This window comes from Sporomusa malonica, from assembly GCF_900176355.1.
Classification (GTDB): Bacteria; Bacillota; Negativicutes; order Sporomusales; family Sporomusaceae; genus Sporomusa; species Sporomusa malonica.
Map to the genome: position 1 here is coordinate 2,543 of NZ_FWXI01000031.1, position 25,989 is coordinate 28,531.

Here is a 25,989-nt window from a genome sequence, read left to right on the forward strand (position 1 = left end):
GTTTCACCTGTTGCCCCAGTTGCTCCTGCTTCACCCGTGGCCCCAGTTGCTCCTGTTTCGCCTGTGGCTCCTGTAGCTCCGATTTCACCCGTGGCTCCAGTAGCTCCTGCTTCACCCGTGGCCCCAGTTGCTCCTGTTTCGCCTGTGGCTCCTGTGGCTCCTGTAGCTCCTGTGGCTCCAGTTGCTCCCGTTGCTCCCGTTGCTCCTGTGGCTCCCGTTGCTCCTGTGGCTCCTGTTGCTCCCGTTGCTCCTGTTGCTCCCGCTGCTCCTGCGGCTCCTGCTGCTCCCGCTGCTCCTGTGGCTCCAGTTGCTCCCGTTGCTCCTACTCCTGGTCCAGTCGCCCCTGTAGCTCCTGTGGCTCCGGTAACGCCTGTTGTTTCGGGCACTTCACCTAAGACTAACGAAGCTTTGATTTCTACATAAGGAGTATAGGTTACAGTATTGGGGGTTCGATTTACTAATCTTAATGTCATAGGTACATGAACATCATCAACTTGTATAAGCGCAAAGCCAACAACTTCACCTGTTTTTATCGGTGATTGTCCTTTGATTTCGTCACCCTTTGAGGTTACAATGGAAAACGCTATACCGCTAGTGCTAAGAGACGATTGAGTTGCAACCCACCAATTAATAAAGTACCTCCCAGGCTTGGTTACCGTTATTTCCCCTGTTGCGAAACTATAACTTATTTCGACGCCAAACTGACTCAACTCATGATCAAATATTACATTGCTATTGGTAGTAACTGTTCCAGCTGATAGCTTTTCTATTTGAAGACCTATGGTATCCACACTTTATACCTCCGTAAAAGAATTAACTTTATCAAGCGATTAATTTACTTAACCCTTACACGTTACGCTAATAATGGTTATATCTGCTTTTATAGGAGTTTCACTAAATGCTATTGTGCTATCGGTTCCGTTGATCAATTGCAGAGTCACGGGCAATTCCGGGCTTGCAAAAATTGGGATTAGCGCATTTCCATTTACCTGCCCAGTTATGGCAGTACTTGAAGCTCTATCATTGTCAGCAGCAGACGTAATAATGGAGAATATTGGAGCTAAAGCTGTTCCGCCTTCCATACCATCAGTTACTACCCACCAGTGAATATAGAATAAGCCTGATTCAGTGATGGTTATTATACCTGAATTATTATAAGAGATAGACAGTGATTGCGCTGTAATAATGCTATCAAAGAGGACTGTTTCTCCTGGTGCAATAGTATTTCCTATCGGATTCTGCAACTGCAATTGTAAGCCTTGCAATTGGGTTGTTATCCTGGAAGGTTTGCTTTTTTTATCTTGTTGAAGCTGGTAGCACGGTACATCAGGACACTTGGATTTCTCAGTGTGACAATAATGATCAGACTGATATACTTCCTCATAGCCTGAAAAACAGTTATCAGTTAGTTGATATAACTCAACTTTTTTTCGATACTTTTTACATTTGTGTTTATATCTGCATCGGCGGCATCTGCGTATTTTCCTATCTGCTTTGCAATTATTGGATACACTTAGATCATGATCATTAAGATTATCCATAAGCTCCTCCCTTCTATGGCAATTAAAAATTCGAACTGATTTATAATATGATTCGTTATGTAAAAAGGGAACTTTATGAATATACTTACTTCTTATTTTTTGAAGGTATCGATTCAGGTGCCTCATCCAGTCGGATTATGTTCTGGGAATACCAACAATTTTTACTCGAAGTTTTTTCTTATCAATAATATAAGCAACGACATATTTCCCGGCGTAAATCGGAAATAAGCGTTGCTCTTGGCGTTTATAGGGCCGTCCCGCCCGTGGGCCGGTAATGAATATATTATATTGTATGACGCTTGCTGTATTTTTTGAGTTCGAGTCATGAACGACAATGGCAATGAATATATATTGTATTGTGCCACCTACACCAAGCTACTGATGAAGGCGCTGAACATACCAAAGAAAGAAAAATAAAGAAAACACGGCTTTCGTCGAGCCTTTGGCGACATCGGAAGCCGATGTTGCCCTTATCCAGACGGAAAGTTATGCTTTCTAATAGGATAAAAAAGTTATTTTTCATAAGTACTTTACAATATTATTGCATAGTATTCAGTAGGCTAAGGCCAAAAAAATTATTAAAGGAGCGATTAAATTATGGCATTTGGTGGAAAGAAATCAAAAGGATTTAATCTCGACTGCGTATTAGGAAACGCAGCTATTACTGTCGTAACCTGCTGTGGTTATATATTCCAAGGTACAATTGAGGACGACGAGCATACCCGAGCTAAGTACGGATGCCCAGTCGTATTCCCAGCTATGACAATGGATTATGGTTACGAGAAAGAAGACGAGAAAGAAGACGATAAAGATTGCGATAAGAAAGACGATAAAAAAGGTCATTGCCCCAAACCAGTTGAGGTTGATGTTGATGTCAAATGCGAAAACGATCCCAAATTTATCTGCCTGCGTCTAGATTGCATTCCTGCATTTACTTGCTGTGACCCGACATCTCCCGCTGCCCTAATTTTACCTGTGCAAACGATTACAGCCCTTCCCCGGCCTCTATTTCAAGAAGATGACACTGTATTAATTAACGTTGCTGACATTGTCGCAATCGGTCCAAGTCGTGGTTCTTGTTTAGCCACTCTCGTCACCAACGGAGGTTAACTTCTAGTTTTTCTAAAACGAAACCCCTGTCTCCGGGGTTTCGTTTTTGGTTTACTAAGGCATCTGGCAAAAACGAGAACTGAGCCTTGACATGTGCGAAAACTTGAGAGTAAGGAACAAAGTCATTATGGGGTTCATTTCAATGAATATTATGCTGGAGACTATTATTTAGTCACTGCTGGATTATTTTCTTTGCTTCATCTATCCCTATTTATATAATCTGCAAGCGCATCTTGCCAACAACGGAAATAATCGCCACCACTGAGCTCTAACATGTAGTTGCGTAATACTGAATACCGGGGCCGCAAAGCAGTTGCGGCAAATTCACTTGTAGTTATCGGCTGCACACCTGTCGACAAACCGGCAAGCCTTAGAATTTCCTTAGCAAAATCGTACCAAGTACAATAACCGTTGTTTGACATATGATAAGTACCGAATTCACCAGTTTCAATGATCGACATAATGCCTTGTGCCAAATCCGCAGTATAAGTAGGTGTTCCGATTTGATCATTGACAACAGTTAGCTCCTTCCTCTCCTGGGCTAACTTCAAAATAGTGCGAACGAAGTTACGCCCTTCACCATACAACCACGAAGTTCTTATGATGAAGAGCCTAGGACAAATCCTGGCAGCAATTAATTCACCTTCCAACTTGCTTCTACCATAAACGTTTATTGGATTGGGCTGATCAAACTCAGTATATGGCAGGTTTTGTTTGCCATCAAAAACGTAATCAGAACTGAGATATACCATTTTGCTGTCATGGTTTAGGCAAGCCGCGGCAATGTTGCGAGTACCTGCCACATTAACCCTGAAAGCTTCATCTTGTGCTGTTTCCGCCGCATCAACGGCAGTATAGGCTCCGGTGTGAATTACGACATCTGGCCGAATTTGATTAAATAATCTATTAACCTGGTATGGGATTGTAACATTCAGATCGCACGAGCTAAAAAAAAACATTTGGCCAGCAAACGAGTCTGCCAGAGCAACGAAAGCCCTCCCGAGTTGGCCGTAACCGCCAGTAACAATAATTTTCATACTATCACCTATTTATCCTCATAGATAACTAAACTATCGATCCCTATGTTTCTAAGCTGCAAGTGCTGTTTATCCTTTTCCGATAATATCGGTTCAACTACAGGCCAATGAATATTTAAATCTGGGTCATTCCAGCAAATTCCCCTTTCACTGGAAGGGGAATAGAAGTCAGTGCATTTGTAGACGAACAAAGCCGTTTCACTCATAACGCAAAAGCCATGGGCGAATCCTTCCGGAATATAAATCTGCCACCGGTTTTTAGCAGACAAGGTTACGCCCACCCATTGCCCAAAATTCGGCGATCCGTATCTTATATCTACTGCTACATCAAAAACTTCTCCCTGCAGCACATATACCAATTTTCCTTGCGAATTTGGCTGTTGATAATGAAGCCCCCGTAAAATCCCTTTTGATGATAATGATAGATTATCTTGTACAAAATTTGCTGGAATACCCCACTCTACGTAGCGGGAAGCATTCCATGTCTCCATGAAAAACCCGCGGCTATCTTCAAAGACTTTCGGTTCAATAATCTTTATATCAGGCAAGACTGTATCATAGCACCTCACGTACCTGCCTCCCCCTGTGCTAACTTTAGCAAATAGCTGCCATATCCATTATTTCTGTAGGACTCGGCAATTTTGATTAGTTGCTGAGCAGAAATATATCCCATGCGAAAAGCAACCTCTTCAGGACATGCGATCTTTAATCCTTGTCTTTGCTCAATTGTTTCAATGAAATTTGCCGCCTGAAGAAGTGAGTTGTGTGTTCCCGTATCTAACCATGCATAACCTCGCCCCAGACGTTCAACACTAAGTTGACCTAGATTAAGGTAAAGCCTGTTGATATCTGTAATCTCAAGTTCACCCCTGGCGCTTGGCTTGAGATTATTTGCCATGTCGACTACTTGTTGATCATAAAAGTAGAGACCTGTTACTGCATAATTTGACTTAGCTTGTTTTGGTTTTTCTTCAAGACTGACAGCGGCTCCGGTTTTATCAAACTCGACTACGCCGTACTGCTCTGGATTACTAACCCAATACCCGAAGACAGTTGCCCCCGCGTCCCTACTGGCCGCCAACTGTATTTTAGCCGCAAGTCCATCACCGTAAAAGATGTTATCCCCTAACACTAATGCGCAGCCTTCGTCCCCAATGAACTTCTGTCCAATAATAAACGCCTGCGCAATCCCCTCAGGTCGCGGTTGGGGCGCATAACAGATATTTATTCCCCATTGTGTTCCATCCTGGAGAAGTTGCTGATATAACGGCAAGTCTTGCGGTGTTGAAATAACTTGTATATCTGATATTCCTGCCAGCATTAGCGTAGTAAGCGGATAATAGATCATCGGCTTATCATATATAGGCATAAGTTGTTTGCTTACTACTTTAGTCAGCGGATACAATCTTGTACCTGAACCGCCGGCTAAAACAATGCCTTTTTTAATCATACTTCACACTCCTGGCCGTTAATAAGCCTTAGCTACTCTGACACCTTCACACCAGTCCAGATTATCCAAATACCATTTGACAGTTTTACTCAGCCCGGTTTCAAAAGATTCTTGCGGAATCCACCCGAGCTCAGCTTTTAATTTAGAAGAATCAATAGCATAGCGACGATCATGACCTGGGCGATCTTGTACATAAGTAACAAGCTCACGATAACTGCCCCCCTTATGACGAGGCTGCATTTTATCCAGCAAATCACATATCCCTTGGACTACCTGCAAATTAGTCTTCTCGGTATTGCCACCGACATTATAGACTTCTCCGGGCTGACCTTGTGTTAATACTTTTAAAATGGCGCTGCAGTGATCAAGCACGAAGAGCCAATCCCGAATATTACTGCCATCACCATATATAGGTAATGGCTCACCTTTAAGCGCAGTCAGTATCATCAAAGGAATAAGCTTTTCAGGAAATTGATAAGGCCCATAATTATTGGAACAGTTGGTTATTAACACTGGTAAGCCATAGGTTTGAAAATAAGCCCGCACCAAGTGATCGGATGCGGCCTTTGATGCAGAATACGGCGAATTAGGCGCATACTTTGTTTCTTCTGTAAAATAGCCTTCAGGCCCTAAGGAACCGTAAACCTCATCAGTAGATATGTGCAGAAAACGAAAAGCGGCTTTCTGTGCAGAACTTTGGCACAACCAGTAATCTCGAACACACTCTAACAGTTCAAAAGTTCCCACAATATTGGTTTGAACAAAGTCTCCCGGCCCGTCAATTGACCGGTCTACATGTGATTCGGCTGCCAGGTGAACAACTCCGTCAGGCCGATACTGATCAAGTAATTGTTTTATCAGAGTCTGATCCTGAATTGATCCTTTAATAAATATATGGCGGGGATGATGGAATATAGAGGCCAAAGAATTCAGATTACCTGCATAGGTCAGCTTATCAAGATTTATAATTCTGTAACTGGTATTTGCCATAATATAATGAACAAAATTACTGCCGATGAAGCCAGCTCCGCCAGTAATAAGCAGTGTCTGCAATAAACATCGCCTCCTGAGAATTGATCAAGAATCAACAACTCGTTCCCTACTAATCTTTCAGTATCATTGAATATTCCATTATATGATGCGTTAACTCTTGTTGGCACAAGGTCTTACGAATAGGACAGTAACGCTTATAAACGTAAATAGTAAAACCCTATCGATAGACCTAAAACAAAACCGTTACTCTAACTATATAAATTCTAGGTTGCCTGGTAGCTTAACATACATGAATAATGCCAAAAGCCCCGGATATCGCCAGGGCTTTTGGCATTATTCATGTATTTATGTTACTCATGATTTGATTATCTTACATAGACTCGATAGGTAACACTCACATGTCCTAAAGCATATAGTAATGTAAAAATTTATGTGGAGTAAAGACTTTCACTAATATGAGCCCGTTTAATCCTACTCCCCAAAAAAGAAGGTATTTTATGCAAAAAATTGCGTTGATTACTGGCATCACTGGCCAAGATGGAGCTTACTTAGCTGAGTTTTTGTTAAATAAAGGGTATTATGTACATGGAATAAAACGAAGAACCTCGCAGTTTAACACCGCTCGGATTGATCACTTATATAAAGATATTCACGAAACTGACATTCACTTTTTTCTCCATTATGGTGATCTTACCGATTCTACAAATCTAATTCGTATCATTCAACAAGTCCAACCTGACGAAATTTACAACCTGGCTGCGCAAAGTCACGTACAGGTTTCATTTGAAACTCCGGAATATACAGCTAATGTCGATGCTGTCGGAACTTTAAGACTGCTCGAGGCCATTCGAATCATCGTCTTGACAACAAAAACCCGGATATATCAAGCATCCACTAGTGAGTTATTTGGTAAGGTACAAGAAATACCACAAAAGGAGACTACACCTTTTTATCCGCGGAGGGACCTTTGTAACCCGTAAAATCACCAGGGCTGCCGCACGGATTAAGCTTGGAATGCAAGAAAACTTATATCTTGGTAATCTTGATGCCAAACGAGACTGGGGTTATGCCGGCGACTATGTGAAAGCTATGTGGATGATACTTCAGCAAGAGCAGCCGGAGGATTATGTTATTGCCACCGGAGAAACTCATTCGGTACGAGAGTTTGTTGAGTTGGCGTTTAGACATGTTGGTATTAATATTATTTGGCGAGGCATGGGACTGAATGAAAAGGGAGTAGATGCAGCTAGCGGCAAAGAAATTGTCCGTATAGACCCTCGCTATTTTAGACCAACCGAAGTAGAGATTTTACTAGGTGATCCGACCAAAGCAAGAAAAAAATTAGGATGGAAATCGGAGACCAGCTTCGAAGAGCTGGTAAGTATGATGGTTACTGCAGATCTCAATAATACGCAACGGGATCTACTATGCAAAAAAAAAAACGGTTTTAGGGTTAGCAACTGGATCGAGTAAAGGCAGTGCTATTACTGCGCTGGAGGAATTGCAATGGACCTAAATGCTAAAATCTACGTTGCAGGAAGCCGTGGTTTGGTAGGCTCCGCTATTGTACGTAGATTAAAAGAATTTGGTTATAAAAATATATTGGAAAAAACAAGTGAAGAACTTGACCTGAGGAATCAAGCAGGAGTTGAAAACTTTTTTTGCATTGAGCGTCCAGAATATGTCTTTTTAGCTGCTGCTAAGGTAGGAGGTATTCAGGCCAATAATAACCTTCCTGCAGAATTTATCTATGATAACCTTATGATTGAAGCCAACGTAATTCACAGTGCTCACAAATATAAAATTAGCAAACTTTTGTTTCTTGGCAGCTCATGTATTTACCCTAAATACGCTCCGCAACCATTAAAAGAAGAATACCTGCTAACAGGGGAACTAGAACCGACAAATGAACCTTATGCCATAGCCAAAATATCAGGAATAAAACTGTGCCAGGCTTACCGCCGGCAGTATGGCGATAACTTTATATCAGTAATGCCGACTAATTTATATGGCATCAATGATAATTACAACCTGGACACTTCACATGTACTTCCTGCTCTTATGAGAAAGTTTCATGAAGCAAAGCTATCTGGTACACCTTCAGTTACTATATGGGGAAGTGGGAAGCCTAGACGGGAATTCCTATATGTTGATGACTTAGCCAATGCTTGTTGTTTTCTGATGCAGCACTATAACGACGGCGGAATCGTTAATATCGGTACAGGGATGGATATTACGATTGCTGAACTTGCTGCTATAATGGCAGAGATTACAGGCTTTACAGGTGAAATTGTTTATGATACAGCCAAACCTGATGGAACACCTATTAAATGCCTGGATGTCAGTAGAATAAATAGGCTGGGATGGTCTGCGCATACACCATTAAAAGAGGGAATTGAGATAACCTATCAATGGTATTCAGGAACAGGATCCTCTTGTTATATGACAGAAAAGTATTAAATATGGTATTGTGGATGAAAATCCCGCTTGAACTCATGCTCAAGCGGGTCTTAGCCTAGTTCATTCACGAAACTTAAGCTATGCCGGCAAGTATATGAAATCTATGTGGATGATGCTTCAACAATAACAGCCGAATGACTATATTACGCCGCAGGCGGTGTGTTTTAAAATGAAAGTAATCGGATTAATTGGTTGTGGAGCTTGGGGTAAAAGCATTTTACGGGATTTAATTCTATTAAACTGCAAAATATATGTAGTTGACACTGATTGCCAGGCACTATCTAATGCGTTAAAGCTTGGAGCTGCGGATGCCTTTTGTAACATCAACGATTTACCCAATTGTGACGGTTTTGTAGTTGCTGTACCTATTCCTGATTTAGCAAAAGAGTGTGCCGGATTATTGAAATATAAGAAACCTATATTTTCAGAAAAAACACTTTGTCTTTCTCTGCAAGATTTCAATCTTCTGGAAAGTTTAGGCGGACTAGAATATATCTGTGTTATGCATAAATGGCACTACCACGCGGGTGTTGAAGCATTGCGCATAATTGCGCAATCAGGAAGGGTCGGCAAACTAGAAGAGATCTTTACAACCAGGCATGCATGGGTAAATGATTTTCATGGAGGAGATGTTTTTTGGACGCAAGCAGTTCACGATCTAACAATTATCAAGCATATTCTAGGGTATATTCCAACAAAGATTAAAGAAATCAATGTAATAAAAAATGATAGTGATTTACCTGTCAGTTTTACTGCGATGTTAGGCGATAAGCCTACGATTGTTATTTCTGTTAACGGCAGACACTGCCGAAAAATCAGTGGTGTCAGCATCCATGGAAATAAAGGCTCTGCTGCGCTTAATGACGCTTATGATGACCATATTATAGTAAGAGATGAAGATGTTTATGAAAAGATACCTATCGATACAACCTTTCCTCTATATTTAGAACTAAAAGAGTTTGTTACGTATTTATATAATGGATGTAAACCACGTTGCAATCTTCAATCTGCAAAAGAAGTGACTCAAGCAATTCTAAAGCTTAGAAAAGCTGCTAAACTAATTTAGCAAATATATCTCTTTATAAAGGAGATTCTTATGACAGACAATCAAGCTAAGATTTTCGCTCCCTCCAAAGTATCTATAGATAATAAAAAAATTGAAACCTATTTAAATGGCGGACGAATATACCCTACAACAGTCGAATTAGACTTAACTCAACGTTGCACACGTTCCTGCGCCGGCTGTCCATATGCCGCAGCCAGAAAATCAGCGCTTACACTGCAGCTGCCTTTTTTGGATAGACTATTTAGCGTATTAGGCCCTCATACTCCTGGTATTGTATTTTCCGGAGGCGAATCAACAATAGTACCTCATTTCCCTGAAACAGTTACATTGGCAAAGCAGAAAGGGTTTAAAGAGATTGCTGTTATCTCAAATGGTGCCAATATCCATCTCCCTGAGATACAGGCTGCGCTATTGGCGCAGGTGACTGCTATCCGCATATCGTTGTATGATTGGCAAGAAAACGATTCAGATTTTTTCATAAATACTTTGAAAAAGATTGAAGGTCTTCGTAATTTAATAGAAAAAAGCGGCAGCAAGCTTGAAATTGGTGCTTCGATGCTAACACGCAACGATTTAACCCATAGGTTTAACTCGGTAGGACAACAAGCCTTCGCTGCCGGGATACACTGGTTATATTTTCATCCTTATTGTGTCGATTGGGATAAGAACTATCCAGTTCAGGCAGATCAAACAGGGGTATTAGCAGCAATTGAAAAATTAGAAGAAGCAGTACCTAAAAATGCTGACATCCACGTCCCTCTTGAGCGTTATTCCAAAGAACCACTATATTTCGAAAAATTACATGGTTCTTACTTTTTAATACAAATCGGGGCAGATGGTATTAACTATGCTGGGCCGGAAAGCAAATATGCAAACGATGCAGAATTATTAAATCTTAATGATTACTTAGAGGATGATTTCTTATGGCATCCCCAAAGAATTAACCGATTAAATCAGTTTAACAGCAGTAATTACCGTTTTATCGGAACAAAACACAGACCACCGATGTTTAGTGATTATATACAAAAGTTAATACAGCTTCGCAATAATAATATAGATGGAGAGTATTTAACAAAAGCCTCTGCCAAATTTTCGTATCCTACTATAATATAAGGTATTTCACTATGGAAAGCAGGGCAACAGTCATTATACCTACTTTTGGAGATGCCAAATTCGCTTGTTGGGCAATTAAAAGCGTACAAGAACAAACAATTAAGGATATTGAAATATGCATAATATGTGATGGATCGCCAGAAAACATGGTTGCACTTTTCAAGAATATAGCAAAAGAAGATGTCCGCATCAAGGTTTTTACGTACCCAAAATCACCGAGAACAGGTGAACCTTACCGGGATGCTGTGATCAAGCAAACTACTGGTAAAATAATTTGTTATTGCAGTCATGATGACTTATGGCTGCCTAATCATGTGCAGGAGCTGGAAAAAACTCTGCATACATGCTGGTTTACTCATTCGATACATGCGGTAGTAAATATGCCTGATAAAGAAAACACTGCTTGTGCCGAGCCTTTGGCGAAAGCAGAAAGCCGCCTGTGCCCTTCGGGTAATATTGCCCTTATCCAGGCGGAAAGTTATTCTGGTAGCAGTTTGTTTAGTCATATTTATTGGGCGGATTTACAAGATCCAATTATCATAGATAAAATGCTTAATGGGCGAAATTTTTTTGGATTAACTTATGGAGCTCATACTAGAGAAAGTTATGTTAATTTAGAAGAAGGATGGATAACTACTCCGGTTAAGAATATCCCGACTGATTTATATATGTGGTGCAAATTTTTGTCGGGTTATAAAGAGCGTTGTAAAACAACTATGAAAATTACAGCATTAAGTTTTCCTAAGCTCTATAGAAAAGAATGGTCAGAACAACAGCGTGATGATGAATTAAAACTATACTTTGAAAAAATACTAGATCCATCATTTTTAAAAAGGATCGATAATATATCATAAAAATAAGCCGCGAATTTTCGTGGCTTATTTATGTGTGTCCTTGTTACATTTTCGTCTAATCTACTCCTGCACTCGCTTCAGCCATGCCATTGGCCAATGTGTAATATTATGCTCTAACTCACTTTCATTAAATTCCCATACAGGTTTCTCGTAAGCAAACTCCTTATGTTTTTCTAGAAAGTCATGAACTGCACTAACTGGATTATCTACTTGCCAAGTTACATTACCTCGCGGTACGTCATACAGCTCTTGCATGAGGCCATCTGTTACTACAATATAGGATCCTATCGAAACTAGATCATGATAAGCTTCTAATTCATTAAAAACGTGTTCACGGCTATGACTTGAATCCAAAATCACCAAAACTTTTTCTCCTTCTTTAACAAAAGACTTTACTTTTTTTATAACATTATCTGCTATCGAATTACCTTCAACTAAAGTAATATAAGAAGCTAACTCATGTTCTTCAATCAGTTGTCTATTATGGGGTCGAATATCAATATCTATGCCAATAACTCTTCCTTTTCCCATCATCTTGCATAAACTTGCATAATACACAAGCGAGCCTCCGTGTGCTACACCTGTCTCAATAATTAAATCAGGTTGTACTCTATAAATGACTTCCTGGATACGGATCATGTCTTCAGGCAACTGAATAACAGGTCTCCCCATCCAGGTAAAAGTATACGTATATTTCTGGTTCCAACCAATCTTTACCCATTGTTTTGTAATTATTTCGAAGGCTTCTTTGCTATACAATTCAAATGAATGACATACATTGTCGTGTTCGTAAGACAATTCTTTTTTTTTGTCATCAATTATTATTCTCAATATTCTACCTCCTGAATGTATTACATGAGCTTAATTAACTTAAGATCAATGTTTTTAAGTGCCAAAATTTCTTGTATCTCCGACATATAATTCGGATTCATAATGATAGCATGCGTCCCCCCTTTGCGTACTGCTGATTCAACATTAGTAATTAGGTGTCCCGTTCCTGGAATATAATTTCCCTGTTTATTTGGGTTTATATCAATGGCACAATTAATTAAATTACAGTTAGGATCAATCAAATTGGCAAATGTAACTCCTTTCGCGCCAGCTCCCCAAATAGCTACTTTATAGTTTCTTTGATGCAATGCACTTATTTTATTACGCCAATTGTTAACCATTAGATTTTCAACTTTAACGAAGTTATCAATAACTTGCTTAAATTCTCTCCAGCAAAAAGGCTCTTGAGTAATTCTATTTCCCGTACCAGAATCGAAGGCGGCTTCGGCCCATAAGTATTGTCCTTCAAAAATATGGTTAATCTGTCTTATAGTTAAACCACTGGAGGAAAAAGCAGTTAGAATCGAATTCATATTAAAATATGAGCAATGCTCATAAAAAAAGTCCCAGAACACGTGGTTTTCCAATATCCAGTTAATGCAGGGTGTTTCAAAAAAGAGTATTGTCTCTTTTGGGTTACGTAAGGCTTTACGAATATTGCCCAATAACATTAAAGGATCAGAAATATGCTCAATTACGTGTCTACATACTATAATATCGGCATCTATATCAATATATTTCTCACTATAATAGTCTTTTTGAAAAGAAAGACGACCATCAAATAATATATCTTCGCCTCGATAACTAGGATCAAATCCAAATCCATAATTTCCATATTTGGGATTTTCTACTAACTTCTTTAGGAATTCACCTTGACCACATCCAATTTCAATAATTCGCGAATTTCTAATTTTGTATTCTTCTAGTAAGTACTCGATTAAGCCACTCACATAATTATTAAAATAATTAGAGTGAAATTGACAGTTTTCATATGCTTGATTATAAATTATTTTGTTTTCATTAAAATCTCCATTAAAAACAAAACCACATTCCTGGCACGCTAAGAGTGAGATTTTCCCATCCTTTAATTGAGTCGCTACTGATTGGTCTGGAATTATTATATTTTGAAAGATAGGGGTGTTTTTACGTTCCAAAAACAAATAACTATGTTTTGAGTCACACACCGGACAATTTAAATTCATGCTTTTTTCTCCCGGTCAATTCAAGTAATTCTGCCACCATTGTATTGTCTTTTGTATACCTTCGTTGATTTTATATCTTGGTTTCCAACTTACTTCATTCAATAATCTCTCGACATTGGCACACAAAAGTGACGGTTCTCCACGGCTTGACTCGACTGCCTCAAAATGTAGCAATTCAGGATTACCTATGTAATAGGCAATCGTTTTTGCTAACTCACCAATTTTGATTGGTTCTCCAGATGCAATATTGACAGGACCGGTAACCGAACTATCTAACAAAGCGCAAAAAGCATCAGCAACATCCTCAACATATAAAAAATCTCGGTATCGATCCCCGTGTATGCATACAGCCGGTTCACCCTGCAGCAGTGATTTTACTGTTGCTGCTACAAGACGTGAGGCTGCTTCGTGTGGACCGTAGAGAAAAAATATTCTCCCCCAAGCAGCACTTATGCCACTTGCTAAACAAAATGCATTCATAAACGCATTAAGGGAATTTTTGCATATACCATAATATGAACTTGGCTGACAAGGCGTTAATTGCTCTGTTAAATACCCATAACGCCAATCATATTCAGCGCAAGTTCCCGCAAACACAGTGCGTACTCCTCCATTTTTCTGAAATGAGCTCAGCATTTCCATACTAGCTCTTACCCAATGAAAATTTTCAGCACTCGTCATATATGAATTAGGTTCTACATTCCACGCAAAATGAAGAAGATGAGACGGTCTAATCGCCTGAAAAATATTTTCTACTTGAGTAGAACTAAATATATTTACCCTGTGCCAATAAGCATTTGCAGTCAAATTAAAATTTGTTCTAGAGATGGCATGGACCTCGTATCCACGTCTTATAAGTCCATCAATTGCATGACGGCCAATAAAACCACATGCGCCAGTCAATACTACTTTTTTCATTCTGACCACCAATCATATGCTTGATCTTTTTTTGACATGATTTTTTCAGTTATCGGCCATTCCATGCCAAAACTCGGATCATCCCACCGTACACCCCAAGCAGCTTCTGGATGATAAAAATCGCTCAGCTGATAAAATACACATGTATCATCTTGTAATGTTTGAAATCCGTGTGCAACTCCTTCTGGAATATACAGCATACGGTAATTTGAAGCAGATAATTCAAAGGCTTTCCATTGCCTGAATGTTGGTGAATCTCGCCTCAAATCAAGAATCACATCATATATAGATCCTGCAATACACGTCACCAGTTTGGCTTCTTCATATGGCGCACTCTGATAATGCATGCCGCGAAGCGTACCTCGACTAATATTATAGGATAGATTGCACTGAACTAAATTCGAATTTAAGCCATGTTCCTTAAATTCCTTTTCACACCACATGCGCGCAAAAAAGCCCCTATTATCTTTTATCAGCTCCAGATCTATACAGTATGCACCAGAAATGCCTGTTTCTGTAAAGATCATCTATAATACCTCCACAGCCGGAATCGCTACAATAAATCTACCGCCCCATTCTTTAATGTATTCCAGTTGCTCCATAATCTCATCTTTAATATTCCATGGCAAAATCAGAACATAATCAGGCTGTGTTTCCCTAATCTTTTTGGGGTCGAAAATCGGAATATGGGTCCCGGGCAAAAATTTCTCCTGTTTATGCGGACTACGATCCACCGTATACTCAATAAAGTCAGTCCTTATACCGCAATAATTTAATAACGTGTTCCCTTTAGCTGGCGCACCATATCCTACGATGGTTTTTCCTTGTTTTTTTAAGGCCACCAAAGCTTCTAACAATTCAAACTTTAGAGACTTCACTTTTTCGGCGAATGTATAATAGGTTTCTATTTTGTTTAAGCCAAATGCTATTTCTTTATCCTTCATGCTAGTAACGCGCTCTGTCAGTGCATACTCAGCATGATCGGCATGACAGGCATACACTCTTAGTGAACCACCATGAGTTGACAATTCTTCCACATCAAAAACTTTTAAGCCATGAACATCAAAAATTTCCTCTACTGTACTAAAAGATAAGTAAGAAAAGTGTTCGTGATAAATTGTATCGAACTGCCTATCTTCCATAAGTTTTAACAAATGGGGAAATTCCATTGTGATAATACCATCTTTTTGTAAAATGATTTGCATCCCAGCAACAAAGTCATTGATATCAGGCACATGAGCCAGTACATTATTCCCCAGTAACAAACCAGCGCTTATTCCCTCACTTGTCAGTTTTTGTGCCAAAGTTCTACCGAAAAAGCTTACTAATGTAGGAATACCTTTTGCCATAGCTGCTTGAGCAACATTGCCTGCCGGTTCTATACCCAACACCGGAGTACCTCTAGCTTTAAAGTATTGCAGTAAATAGCCGTCGTTACTGGCAATTTCAATTACAAGCTTCTCATTTATTTTTGCAAAACGCTCACACATTGCTTCGGTATATTGCCGCGCATGGGTGAGCCAAGTATCAGAATATGAACTAAAATAAGCATAATCACTAAATATCTCATCCGGGCTTGCGAATTCCTCTAACTGAACTAAAAAACACTTCGGACATACAAAAGTATGAAGTGGATAATATACTTCTTTATCATTAAGCTGATCAACGGTTATATACGAATTAGATAAAGGAGACATTCCTAAATCGACTACCGTATCGGCCACCTGAGTATGACAAAACCGGCATTTTCTGGTAGGCATTTTAATTCTCCTTATACAATTTTTCGTACTTTGCTATCTGCTCTAACATTAGTGCTTGCGCATCCGCACCATCATAAAATCTTTTATACCAGCCAACCGTCATAGCTAATGTATCCTGCATACTTAAAACAGGACGCCAGCCTAATTTCTGATTGGCTTTGGTGGAATCCAATTTTAAATAGTGAGCTTCATGCAAAGTATCGTCTTGTTTTACTAACCATTTTACATCCGAATCCCACAAGCGGCACAAGCCGTCAACCAAGCTTTCTACTGAGCAGGCATGGTTTTCATCCGGACCAAAATTCCAGCCCTCTGCAAAGCTAAGACCGTCATCACAGAGTTTTTGCGCCAGCAGCAAATAACCAGCCAATGGTTCCAACACATGCTGCCAAGGTCGAATGGATTTCGGGTTTCGTATGACCACTGGCTTACATTGATGAAGGGCACGGATGCTGTCAGGTATAATTCTATCGGCTGACCAATCACCGCCGCCGATTACATTCCCAGCCCTGGCACTGGCAACTTTCGCAGCATGCGTTGATGAATAAAAAGAACGGCGATAGCTTGCGATGACCAGTTCAGCGCAACCTTTACTACAGCTATAAGGATCATACCCTCCCATTGGTTCATCTTCGCGGTATCCCCAAACCCGCTCTCGATTTTCATAGCATTTATCGCTGGTGACAATGACAATTCCCCTGATGCTGTCAACATGGCGTGCCACATCTAACACGTTTGCCGTACCAATAATGTTAGTTGATAGTGTTTCGATGGGAAATTGATAAGAATACCGTACCAAGGACTGAGCCGCCATATGAATAAGTATCTCTGGCCTGCACTCCTCAAGTGCCTGTTTTAATTTAGCTAAATCCAATATATCGCCATTGAGTGATTGCATTCCGACAGCAACACGAGCTTCCTTAAATAACGACGGTAACGAAGGTGCTTCTAAGGAATAGCCAACTACCTGCGCACCGAGAGATTGGAGCCATAAACTCAACCAACTGCCTTTAAAGCCTGTATGACCTGTAAGAAAAACACGCTTGTTCTGCCAAAATTGTTTCATCATCCCCAAACCTTCCAAGGGGCTTTTTGGGAATTCCAGAGTTCTTCCAACTTTATCTTATCCCGCAGCGTGTCCATCGGTTGCCAGAATCCGTTATGCTTGTAAGCAGAAAGTTGCGAGTTTTGTGCCAGTATTTCCATCGGTTCGTACTCCCAACTCGTAGAATCGCCCGCAATCAGTTCAAAAACTTTAGGCTCCAAAACAAAAAATCCGCCATTAATCCAGCCACCTTCTCCCTGAGGTTTCTCCTTAAAAGCAGTAATTCGACATCCTTCCAGAGCTAATGCGCCAAATCGCCCTGGAGGTTGAACAGCTGTCAAAGTGGCCCAAGTTCCCTGTGCGCGATGAAAATCGATAAGCTTATTTATATTAACATCGCTAACTCCATCACCATATGTGAAACAAAAAGTTTCATTTCCAACAAACTTCATTACCCTTTTGAGACGTCCACCTGTCATTGTGTGCTCTCCGGTATCAACCAAAGTTATTTTCCATGGCTCGGAATGTCTATCATGAACTTTTACAGAATTATTGACCATATCTATCGTCACATCAGATGTATGCAAAAAATAATTAGCAAAATATCCTTTAACCAAATAACCCTTATAACCGCAGCAAATTATGAATTCATTTATCCCGTAAGCGGAGTATATTTTCATAATATGCCATAGAATAGGTTTGCCTCCAATTTCAACCATTGGTTTTGGTTTTAAGTGTGTTTCTTCAGAAATACGGGTACCAAATCCACCAACTAAGATAACAGCTTTCATAATACTGGTTATCCTCCGTCACAACAATCATGATTTTCACTCAAATTTTTTCATCAAGCAAATATTGTTCTAATACATAATAAGGTTGCTGAACTTTATTGTGTTGTGATTCCTTTTCATAATTAGTAAAATTTGAAAGAGTAATAGTAGTTAATAAAAAGAGAAGCCTTCTCTTTTCTTCATTAGTAAAAGCAGCTTCATTTAATATTAAATCACTACAAGCTTTGTAAAATGGAAAATATATAAAAACTCTACCTGCAGAGGGGTAAAATGGCTTGAGTACATAGTTATTACCATCTACACCTGCAGTATACAAGTATTCAGGTATTATTTGATAACCATTTAGGATTATTTGCTTTAAAACAAAATAGCAATCAAACCAATCAAATGGTTGTTCATTAATCACCCATTCAATTAAGCTTTTTTTATGAATTCCATAAATTAATGAAGATTGCATATTATTTAAAAATATTATTGCGTTTTCGTAAATGGTTTTGGCGGGGGATATTTCCAAGATTGGAAATTTATATCTTAGACCTGAGCCACGAATTATAACTCCGATACCACTCATAACAGAACCAACATTATCTGTAAACTTCTCCATACATGCGCTAACGAAGTTAGAGGACCATTCGTCATCATCAGATGCCCACATAAAATATTCCCCGGATGCTTTATTGAGTAGAAACTTAAAGTTATTAAAAGGTCCAATATTTTCATCGTGCCTATAGCTTATTATTCTTTTATCTTTTGAGGCTAAATCATTTATAATAGTTTGTGTTTCGTGACTTGAGGAACAGTTATCGCCTATGATAATCTCCAAATTTTTATAAGTTTGTCCAGTAATTTGTTTTAAAGTCCGTTGCAATCCACATGGTCTATTAAAAGTCGGAATAGCAACCGTAACCAATGGTTTATGCAAACTCCCCCTCCTTTCGAATACTTATGAGAAGTAATAACCAGCATCTTGTTACACCTTAGACATCATATAATACGCCCACATATACTAACGTGTGACATTGTAAAAAAACTTCTTTAGTTGAGCACTACTCTTTACAATGTTTCATATTATACTAAAGGCTAAAAGTAACCCTCAACTATTGGAGGCGTGGTATGCAAAGGTTTTATTCTCAGTTTATTAAAAAGGGTACCTTGGTTTTCGATGTAGGCGCGAATATTGGAAATAGAACCGAAACTTTTTTGAATCTTGGGGCTACTGTGATAGCAATTGAGCCTCAACCCTATTGCGCAGACATACTTATACAAAAGTATTCCAGTAATGAGAATTTCACGATCGTCCAGAAAGCTCTTGGTAATTGCGCGGGCAAAAGTAAAATGTGGATTAACAGTGCCCATGTTATTTCATCATTATCAGAGGAATGGATAAAACGGACAACTTCTACAAATCGTTTTGGCACTGGACAACAATATTACACATCCTGTAACGTCGAGGTTACAACCCTAGATAATTTAATTCAACAATTTGGAAAGCCCGACTTTTGTAAAATTGATGTTGAGGGATTTGAATTTGAGGTTCTCCAAGGTTTGTCTCAGCCTATAAAAACTTTATCATTCGAGTACACTCGCGAATATAGTGAGGCATCGGAAAACTGCATAAACCATTTGGTGAATATGGGTAACTATCGCTTTAATTATTCTTCTGGAGAATCAATGCGTCTTAAATTACGTAACTGGGTTGATGCACAAACGATCTGCAACTGTATAAAATCCTTTTCAGGACTTGAGTGGGGAGATATTTATGCCTGCTACAAAGGGGAAGACTCTAATGAAAGAACTTGAAGTTTTTATTACTGTTCATGACCAAGAAAGAATATTAGATTTTGAAAGTAGTAAAAGTGTAAAGCACTTATCATCATATAAATATGTTTTTGTCGGCAATGGAGATATAACAAAAGTTTCTCATTTGGATAATATTGTTGTAGCAAGACAGTTGCCGTTTAATATAGAAGAGGAGGAATATAAACTTCTGGTTAGTTACACAGCTTGGTATGCATTGGTTATGAATAACTTAATTGATTCAGAATATGTTGCGTTAATTCATTATGATGTTAAATTAAATGAAGACTTTGAAAGAAGTACTCTTTCGTGCTTACAAACAAATGGTAACCAAATACTAGGTTATGTACCCTTTTCTATGCTTCATCGTGACTTCTTGGAAATTAATATAGGTACACATCCATTGTTTATTGCTATGCAGAACAACTATCATGTTGATATTTATGATTTAATAAAAGAGTATATAGCAAGAACAAATGATACTACTTGGCCATCAGCGGATCAAATTGCAGTTTCAGCACCTATGTTATGCAAATTTGTAAAGTGGTTTATTCCTTTAATTAACGATTTAAAACTATATAGGGGCTGCGGTCATTCGTTTGAAAGAAGTATTAAGTTTTTTTGCATACTTAATAATATACCTAATTCATATATGCCAAATGTTTTGAAACACTATCAACTTGATTCGCATGGAACTCAATTTACCCAAAAGCGACCCCAGTCTTTAAAAAATATACAATAACTAAATGCAAAAATGAGAGCTCGAAGTTATTGACTTAGCGAAACTAGCAATGTGATGTCAAGTGGATATTTGTAGGGCAGACCATAATTAATAAGAAAAGGGGTAGACGAATTTTTCTCGTCTACCCTTTATTTATACTTTCTATTGCTTCGTTATAATAACCCATCAGCTCAGTGTACAAATCTTTATTCTCTAGAAATGCTATGACCGCTTGAGGGAATGAAAGTCGAATACTTCCAACCCATGAGCAAATAGCAGCTTTATAATCTTCGTCTGAAATAAATAATTGCTCATTATATGATAGGGTAATTAGTTTGTACCAATCAATCATTCCTCGAACTGCTAAATCTCTGTTCCAGCTATTTTGCCCTGGGTGAATTCGAAAGCAGCTTAGTGGCTCCCGAATATAGATCAGGTCACCACTTGCAAGCAACTTCAGCCATACCCCAACATCTATCAGACATCCCATTTCATACCCCATATAATCAATTATCTTACCTTCAATATCTACCTTTCGAAAGAGCGTTGTTGTCGGTTCCCCAATTACGTTAGCAAGATTTTTTAAAATATACTTACCTATTTCTTTACCGCTAACTCTCTTTGTTTCGTTGTAAAAAGGCTGAGTTATAGGAAGGTCTGGTCTGACCCTATCAACTAAATCAATTATTTTTCTATACGATGTGACTAATTTTATATTGTCATCATTCAAAAGATAATTTATCATGACACTAACCTTGTTAGGCATATAAATATCATCATGGCATAAATAGCTGATATAATCACCGCTGCACACTTCAAAGCACTTTTGAAAGTTAATAACACCTCTGCCACCTAACGGTCCACCGTTATGATAATACTTAATATTTTTGTACTTCGTCTGATACTGCTCTACCAATAACCTTACATCTGTGGTGGTACTATCATCACAAATAACTATTTCAAAATTAGGATAGTCTTGCTCTAAGGCGCTAATAAGAGTCTTTTTCAAGAATATCGTTTGATTGTAAGTAGGAATTAGTATACTGACTAAAGGACTGTTTATATCTGAATTCATCTATTTCCTCCATCTGAATAACTCTGTAATGTTAAAGGTATCTTTCTCCAATATTTCTTTTTCTAATGAACTTAGCAGGAACACCATACCAAACCGATTGACTCTCAATATTTTTAACAACAACTGCCCCAGCCCCTATTAGACTATGTGCACCAATAATTATTTTATGAATAACTTTAGCCCCTAAAGATACAGTGGAAAAGTCATCTATTATCACGTTTCCTCCTGTGACTGCACCCGGTGAAATATTTACATAATTACCCAAACTATTATCATGATCGAGTGAAGAATTTGTATTTATAATACAATGCTTACCAATTTTAGTGTCACTATTAATAATACTCCCAGCCATTACAACTGTGCCTTCACCAATTATGACTCCTTTAGCAATAGTAGCTGAAGGGTGAATTGCTTTTATAAATTTAAAATCCGGCTTTATTTGAGTAACTTTATTTACAACTTGATTTCTAACCCAATTATCTCCTATTGCGACAATTCCGTGTGTAATATTTTGATATTCTGAGCTTTCTAAAACTAATTCATCCCCTAGAATTTTGTAGCCAAATACATCTATTCCAGCAGTTCTGAAACCATCAATCAATCCTACAATGTTAAATTTTGTTTGTTTTTCAATAATATCAATTACAACTTTAGCATGACCTCCAGATCCAATTACAATTACATTATTAATTATAGTGTCTTCATCCCCTTACATAAAATACTCAATTATTTGGGACGTTGACGCTAAATTACGAAACTATATTTAGATATATATCTTGTATTATTTGGCAAATCTTTTCAACAGAGTCTAACTCCAATTCTCCGTACATAGGTAATGTTAAAACTCTATCGGCAATATATCTTGAATTAGGTATGTTGCATTGAAACTTACTTTTATAACAATCAAAATCTACTGTTAGCGGGTAGAAATATTTGCGTGTAAAAACATTATAACTTTGAAGTTTTTCATATAGCGAATCTCTAGTTAGACCATAGTCATTTTCTTGTATTATTATAGGGAAATAAGCATAATTATGCCTAATGTTCGGCATATCTTCTAAGAATTTTATGCCATGAATTGTTTTTAGACATTTTCTATACATGTATGCTATCTTCTGTCTTTTAGAGATTTCCTCATCCACATAGTGTAAATTAACAAGACCCATAGCTGCTTGAAATTCATTCATCTTGGCGTTTGTTCCAGTAATCGCCACCATCTCAGGACCTGTGATACCAAAATTCCTCAATAAGTTAAACTCTTTTTTAAATACTTCGTTTTCATAAGTCAAAATTCCACCCTCAATAGAATGAAAAACTTTAGTCGCATGCATCGAAAACATTGATACATCACCGAAAGTCCCGATTCCTTTTCCATCCACTTCTACACCAAAAACGTGTGCGGCATCATAGATAACACTTAATCCATGCTTCTTGGCTATTTTCTCTATCGCATATACATTGCATGGATATCCAAATACATGAACGGGGAGGAGAGCCGAGGTATTCTTAGTAATCAGATTTTCAATTTTAGATATACTCATAGTACATGTATCAATATCGATATCGCAAAAAACAGGAGTTAGACCACAATTTATAAGAGCGTGCGTAGTAGACGCAAAAGTAAACGGAGTGGTAATCACCTCGCCTGTCAGTCCTAAAGCTTTAATAGCTATTTCTAACGCTAAGTGACCGTTACAAAAAACTGTAGCATTTGAAACTTTTAAATAAATGTTCAATTTTTCCTCAAACTCATTATGCAATAATCCGCAATTTGTTAACCATCTCTTTTCCCATATCTGGTCGATTTTTTTCTTATATTCATCCACGGGTGGCATAAAAGATTTTGTAACAAATATAGGATCTTTAAATGGTTCTATTATTACAACACACCCCCTTCACATAATTAATTTGATAGTTGTAAAGAAAACACGGCTTGCGCCGAGCCTCTGGCGAAAGTGGAAGCCGATGTTGCCCTTATCCAGACGGAAAGTTATACTTTCTAACAGGATAAAAAACGAACTACACAGGGGTTGTTCAAATAGATGGGCCTTTCTTATATACTATTCATTTGTTGCTTAAAAGTGAGTCACGTCGAAAATAGAAAAAACCAGTCTTGATGACTTTAGATTACCCAAGGTCAGCTCGACTGGTTCTTCATTTCCCTAAGAATTAAATAGCATATTAAATGCCCTTTAATTCTTTAGTTATCAAATCAATTCTTGGCCGGATTTGTTTCTCGTAACTGTAATTATCCCTAATTTTGGCGTATCCTTTTTCACAGACTCCTCTAAGTTTATCGGGATGATCGTAATAATAAGATAGTTTCTCAATTATGTTATCTACGTCATATTCAATTATGACGATTTCTTCTCCTTCAATAAAATTACAGTTATTCAAATTCAAAGGGTCTGTGCAAAAAATAGCCACTTTCCTAAGTCCGGCATCTGTACAGCTAGCCGTTGGAAACCCATCAAAAGAGCCAGCGAAAATCCTACCGGAAATATTAGGAGAAAGTATAATATCCTTATCTCTATAAAATTCATCAAACCATTCTTGTTGTTGAACTCCATAAAAAGTTATTCTATCTTTAATAGTTGACACATCGATAATTTGATCATTAAAACTTCCAACTACATGAAAGTATACATTATTATATTTATAGAAGAGTAATTTCGCTACCTTGATAAAAACATCATATCCTTTATCTTCGCCATGCGCTGTATATCTATGGGCGACAAAACAAATATCCAATCTGTCTTTTTCAAACCCATAATGTATTTTGCAAATACAATCTTTTTTCAGTCTGTCTAGCGGCGTCACAACTCCAAATAAATACTCTATTTGCTCAGGCGTACAAAATTTATTATTTATTAAATAATCATAAGTTATTTTTTGGGTAACAATGACTCGTCTAAAATATGGCGAGCTAACAACCCTCCGCAGTTTAGCATCCGAGGATGGATTATTAAGAGCAAAAGCACCGCCTGGATACAGGGTGAAAACGAACGGTATTTGTCTGACTTCTGCTGACCTAAGATACGTGTAGGCATTTGATAAAAAAACAAAGTAGAGTAAATTGCATTTCATATTCTGAAAGGTTCTATTGTTATATTTTTCGATATTATTCGTAAAATCAGGATATTCTCTTTTAAAATTTATAATCAAATCGTCAATAGATTGATTTCCCAGACATTTTACCGATGCACCTGAAGTGAATATCTTAACGGAATCAAATGCTTGCAGATAGCTAAGGAATTCCTGATATCTAAAACTACTGATCGGATGGGGAAATACGTCGTCAACAATAACCAACTGAAAGGATTCACAATTCGTGTCGCATAAACATTTATTACGATATTTAGTAAATTCGGCATCATGTCTGTAATTTAAAAACTTATTATATTCATCTATATACTGTATCAATTTGTGAGCTTGATTGGCTAGATTCATAGACGACCAAATGCCATTACTATGCTTTCTATAAATACTCATCGGTTTATTAATATATCCAATATCGCCAAACTCGGAATAGACTATATTAAACATCCAATCTACCGTAAATAAATTATCGAAAAGTTGATTTTCCAAGAACTTAATAAATTTTGCATTATAGAAACAACATGAAAAATTACCAATAAAGTTTGATAGCACCAAATCTTTCGTTGTATAAATAGTCTGTTGCAGTTGCTGATGTGTTTGGTATAACTCATATCGCTTTTCATTTTCATAATATATAATGATGCTATTAAAACATATTGAACACCGCGGGTTATTTATTAAAAACTCCATTTGGGTCTGCAGTTTATCTACTGGAATCCAATAATCATCGCCTTCGCAGAAAGCAAAATAGTCAGCTTCCTTACATAGGCGTACACATTGTCCTAAATTTTTGGACACGCCTATGTTATTTTCATTTTTAATTACAGTAAAGTTTACTGTACTATTCGACTGACATTCAATGAACTTTTCAATTATTTCAATTGTATTATCACTTGAACAATCGTCACATATAATTACTTTTAGTTTAAAGTTGCCGGTTTGCTGTACTATTCCTTTAAGACATTGCGTGATATATTTTTCATGATTATAGGAAAGTACACCAACACATATTGTTGGCGTATAATCTATAAGGTCTTCTTTACTAAGGCCACCCTCATTAGCATATATAGTTATATGCTAGCCCTCCCTTAAATTTTATAGTGATTGTCTTTATCTTTGTAGTCCT

24 protein-coding genes and 2 pseudogenes are annotated in these 25,989 nt (G+C 38.0%); 8 read left to right on the forward strand and 18 right to left on the reverse strand.

Annotated elements, in window-relative coordinates:
* Positions 1 to 791, reverse strand: a pseudogene (locus B9A22_RS25690) (hypothetical protein); the annotation flags it as partial.
* Between the two features lie 48 nt (positions 792 to 839).
* Complete coding sequence (locus tag B9A22_RS22760) at positions 840 to 1,541, reverse strand: hypothetical protein (RefSeq protein WP_084578241.1); 702 nt, start codon at positions 1,539 to 1,541, stop codon at positions 840 to 842.
* Positions 1,542 to 2,138: 597 nt separating this feature from the next.
* Here B9A22_RS22760 and B9A22_RS22765 point away from each other — a divergent pair.
* The gene (locus B9A22_RS22765; RefSeq protein WP_084578242.1) at positions 2,139 to 2,651 is read left to right on the forward strand and encodes a hypothetical protein; all 513 of its coding nucleotides are present in this window, start codon (positions 2,139 to 2,141) and stop codon (positions 2,649 to 2,651) included.
* Between the two features lie 197 nt (positions 2,652 to 2,848).
* Here B9A22_RS22765 and rfbD read toward each other — a convergent pair whose 3' ends face one another.
* The 4 genes from rfbD to rfbB are packed head-to-tail and all read right to left on the reverse strand — an operon-like array spanning position 2,849 to position 6,191.
* Positions 2,849 to 3,688, reverse strand: coding sequence for a dTDP-4-dehydrorhamnose reductase (rfbD, locus tag B9A22_RS22770; RefSeq protein WP_084578243.1), 840 nt, complete (start codon positions 3,686 to 3,688; stop codon positions 2,849 to 2,851).
* 8 nt (positions 3,689 to 3,696) lie between these two features.
* On the reverse strand, positions 3,697 to 4,257 hold the full coding sequence (rfbC, locus tag B9A22_RS22775; RefSeq protein WP_084578244.1) for a dTDP-4-dehydrorhamnose 3,5-epimerase: 561 nt from the start codon (positions 4,255 to 4,257) through the stop codon (positions 3,697 to 3,699).
* Positions 4,254 to 5,138 (reverse strand): glucose-1-phosphate thymidylyltransferase RfbA, encoded by an 885-nt coding sequence (rfbA, locus tag B9A22_RS22780; protein WP_084578245.1) that lies wholly within the window; start codon positions 5,136 to 5,138, stop codon positions 4,254 to 4,256. Before rfbA ends, rfbC (B9A22_RS22775) begins: the two co-directional genes overlap by 4 nt.
* An 18-nt stretch (positions 5,139 to 5,156) precedes the next feature.
* Complete coding sequence (gene rfbB, locus B9A22_RS22785) at positions 5,157 to 6,191, reverse strand: dTDP-glucose 4,6-dehydratase (RefSeq protein WP_084578246.1); 1,035 nt, start codon at positions 6,189 to 6,191, stop codon at positions 5,157 to 5,159.
* A gap of 437 nt (positions 6,192 to 6,628) precedes the next feature.
* On the opposite strand from rfbB, the pseudogene B9A22_RS22790 reads away from it, so the two are divergent.
* From B9A22_RS22790 to B9A22_RS22810, 5 genes and pseudogenes are all read left to right on the forward strand, one after another.
* Positions 6,629 to 7,604, forward strand: a pseudogene (locus B9A22_RS22790) (GDP-mannose 4,6-dehydratase).
* Between the two features lie 33 nt (positions 7,605 to 7,637).
* Positions 7,638 to 8,591 carry a GDP-L-fucose synthase family protein gene (locus B9A22_RS22795; RefSeq protein WP_084578247.1) on the forward strand — a complete coding sequence of 318 codons (954 nt, stop codon included), beginning with the start codon at positions 7,638 to 7,640 and terminating at the stop codon, positions 8,589 to 8,591.
* Positions 8,592 to 8,760: 169 nt separating this feature from the next.
* Positions 8,761 to 9,657, forward strand: coding sequence for a Gfo/Idh/MocA family protein (locus tag B9A22_RS22800; protein ID WP_084578248.1), 897 nt, complete (start codon positions 8,761 to 8,763; stop codon positions 9,655 to 9,657).
* A 30-nt stretch (positions 9,658 to 9,687) separates the two neighbouring features.
* A complete protein-coding gene (locus tag B9A22_RS22805) occupies positions 9,688 to 10,770 on the forward strand; it encodes a radical SAM protein (protein WP_084578249.1) in 1,083 nt (360 codons plus the stop codon).
* A gap of 11 nt (positions 10,771 to 10,781) precedes the next feature.
* Positions 10,782 to 11,624 carry a glycosyltransferase family A protein gene (locus tag B9A22_RS22810; protein WP_084578250.1) on the forward strand — a complete coding sequence of 281 codons (843 nt, stop codon included), beginning with the start codon at positions 10,782 to 10,784 and terminating at the stop codon, positions 11,622 to 11,624.
* A gap of 60 nt (positions 11,625 to 11,684) precedes the next feature.
* Here the strand turns inward: B9A22_RS22810 and B9A22_RS22815 are convergent, their stop codons facing one another.
* Genes B9A22_RS22815 through B9A22_RS22850 form a run of 8 tightly spaced genes read right to left on the reverse strand, consistent with a single transcriptional unit; the run spans position 11,685 to position 19,093 of the window.
* Positions 11,685 to 12,455 (reverse strand): cephalosporin hydroxylase family protein, encoded by a 771-nt coding sequence (locus B9A22_RS22815; protein WP_084578251.1) that lies wholly within the window; start codon positions 12,453 to 12,455, stop codon positions 11,685 to 11,687.
* Between the two features lie 20 nt (positions 12,456 to 12,475).
* Positions 12,476 to 13,657 carry a class I SAM-dependent methyltransferase gene (locus tag B9A22_RS22820; protein WP_084578252.1) on the reverse strand — a complete coding sequence of 394 codons (1,182 nt, stop codon included), beginning with the start codon at positions 13,655 to 13,657 and terminating at the stop codon, positions 12,476 to 12,478.
* Between the two features lie 15 nt (positions 13,658 to 13,672).
* Positions 13,673 to 14,575, reverse strand: coding sequence for an NAD-dependent epimerase/dehydratase family protein (locus B9A22_RS22825; RefSeq protein ID WP_084578253.1), 903 nt, complete (start codon positions 14,573 to 14,575; stop codon positions 13,673 to 13,675).
* Positions 14,572 to 15,102: a dTDP-4-dehydrorhamnose 3,5-epimerase gene (rfbC, locus tag B9A22_RS22830; RefSeq protein WP_084578254.1), complete on the reverse strand. Its 531-nt coding sequence runs from the start codon at positions 15,100 to 15,102 to the stop codon at positions 14,572 to 14,574. The genes B9A22_RS22825 and rfbC (B9A22_RS22830) overlap by 4 nt, the downstream gene beginning before the upstream one ends.
* Positions 15,103 to 16,335 carry a class I SAM-dependent methyltransferase gene (locus B9A22_RS22835; RefSeq protein WP_084578255.1) on the reverse strand — a complete coding sequence of 411 codons (1,233 nt, stop codon included), beginning with the start codon at positions 16,333 to 16,335 and terminating at the stop codon, positions 15,103 to 15,105.
* Position 16,336: 1 nt separating this feature from the next.
* Positions 16,337 to 17,404: a CDP-glucose 4,6-dehydratase gene (gene rfbG / locus B9A22_RS22840; protein ID WP_084578256.1), complete on the reverse strand. Its 1,068-nt coding sequence runs from the start codon at positions 17,402 to 17,404 to the stop codon at positions 16,337 to 16,339.
* A complete protein-coding gene (gene rfbF, locus B9A22_RS22845) occupies positions 17,401 to 18,171 on the reverse strand; it encodes a glucose-1-phosphate cytidylyltransferase (protein WP_084578257.1) in 771 nt (256 codons plus the stop codon). The genes rfbG and rfbF overlap by 4 nt, the downstream gene beginning before the upstream one ends.
* 40 nt (positions 18,172 to 18,211) lie before the next feature.
* Positions 18,212 to 19,093: a glycosyltransferase family 2 protein gene (locus B9A22_RS22850; protein WP_084578258.1), complete on the reverse strand. Its 882-nt coding sequence runs from the start codon at positions 19,091 to 19,093 to the stop codon at positions 18,212 to 18,214.
* 191 nt (positions 19,094 to 19,284) lie between these two features.
* On the opposite strand from B9A22_RS22850, the gene B9A22_RS22855 reads away from it, so the two are divergent.
* Positions 19,285 to 19,971: an FkbM family methyltransferase gene (locus B9A22_RS22855; RefSeq protein WP_084578259.1), complete on the forward strand. Its 687-nt coding sequence runs from the start codon at positions 19,285 to 19,287 to the stop codon at positions 19,969 to 19,971.
* Positions 19,958 to 20,710: an aldo-keto reductase family protein gene (locus B9A22_RS22860; RefSeq protein WP_084578260.1), complete on the forward strand. Its 753-nt coding sequence runs from the start codon at positions 19,958 to 19,960 to the stop codon at positions 20,708 to 20,710. The genes B9A22_RS22855 and B9A22_RS22860 overlap by 14 nt, the downstream gene beginning before the upstream one ends.
* A 121-nt stretch (positions 20,711 to 20,831) precedes the next feature.
* Here the strand turns inward: B9A22_RS22860 and B9A22_RS22865 are convergent, their stop codons facing one another.
* From B9A22_RS22865 to B9A22_RS22880, 4 genes are all read right to left on the reverse strand, one after another.
* The gene (locus B9A22_RS22865; RefSeq protein WP_084578261.1) at positions 20,832 to 21,764 is read right to left on the reverse strand and encodes a glycosyltransferase; all 933 of its coding nucleotides are present in this window, start codon (positions 21,762 to 21,764) and stop codon (positions 20,832 to 20,834) included.
* Positions 21,765 to 21,795: 31 nt separating this feature from the next.
* Positions 21,796 to 22,458, reverse strand: coding sequence for an acetyltransferase (locus tag B9A22_RS22870; protein WP_217806024.1), 663 nt, complete (start codon positions 22,456 to 22,458; stop codon positions 21,796 to 21,798).
* Between the two features lie 55 nt (positions 22,459 to 22,513).
* Complete coding sequence (locus B9A22_RS22875) at positions 22,514 to 23,599, reverse strand: DegT/DnrJ/EryC1/StrS family aminotransferase (protein ID WP_084578263.1); 1,086 nt, start codon at positions 23,597 to 23,599, stop codon at positions 22,514 to 22,516.
* A gap of 346 nt (positions 23,600 to 23,945) precedes the next feature.
* The gene (locus tag B9A22_RS22880; RefSeq protein WP_084578264.1) at positions 23,946 to 25,937 is read right to left on the reverse strand and encodes a glycosyltransferase; all 1,992 of its coding nucleotides are present in this window, start codon (positions 25,935 to 25,937) and stop codon (positions 23,946 to 23,948) included.
* Positions 25,938 to 25,989: the final 52 nt, after the last annotated feature.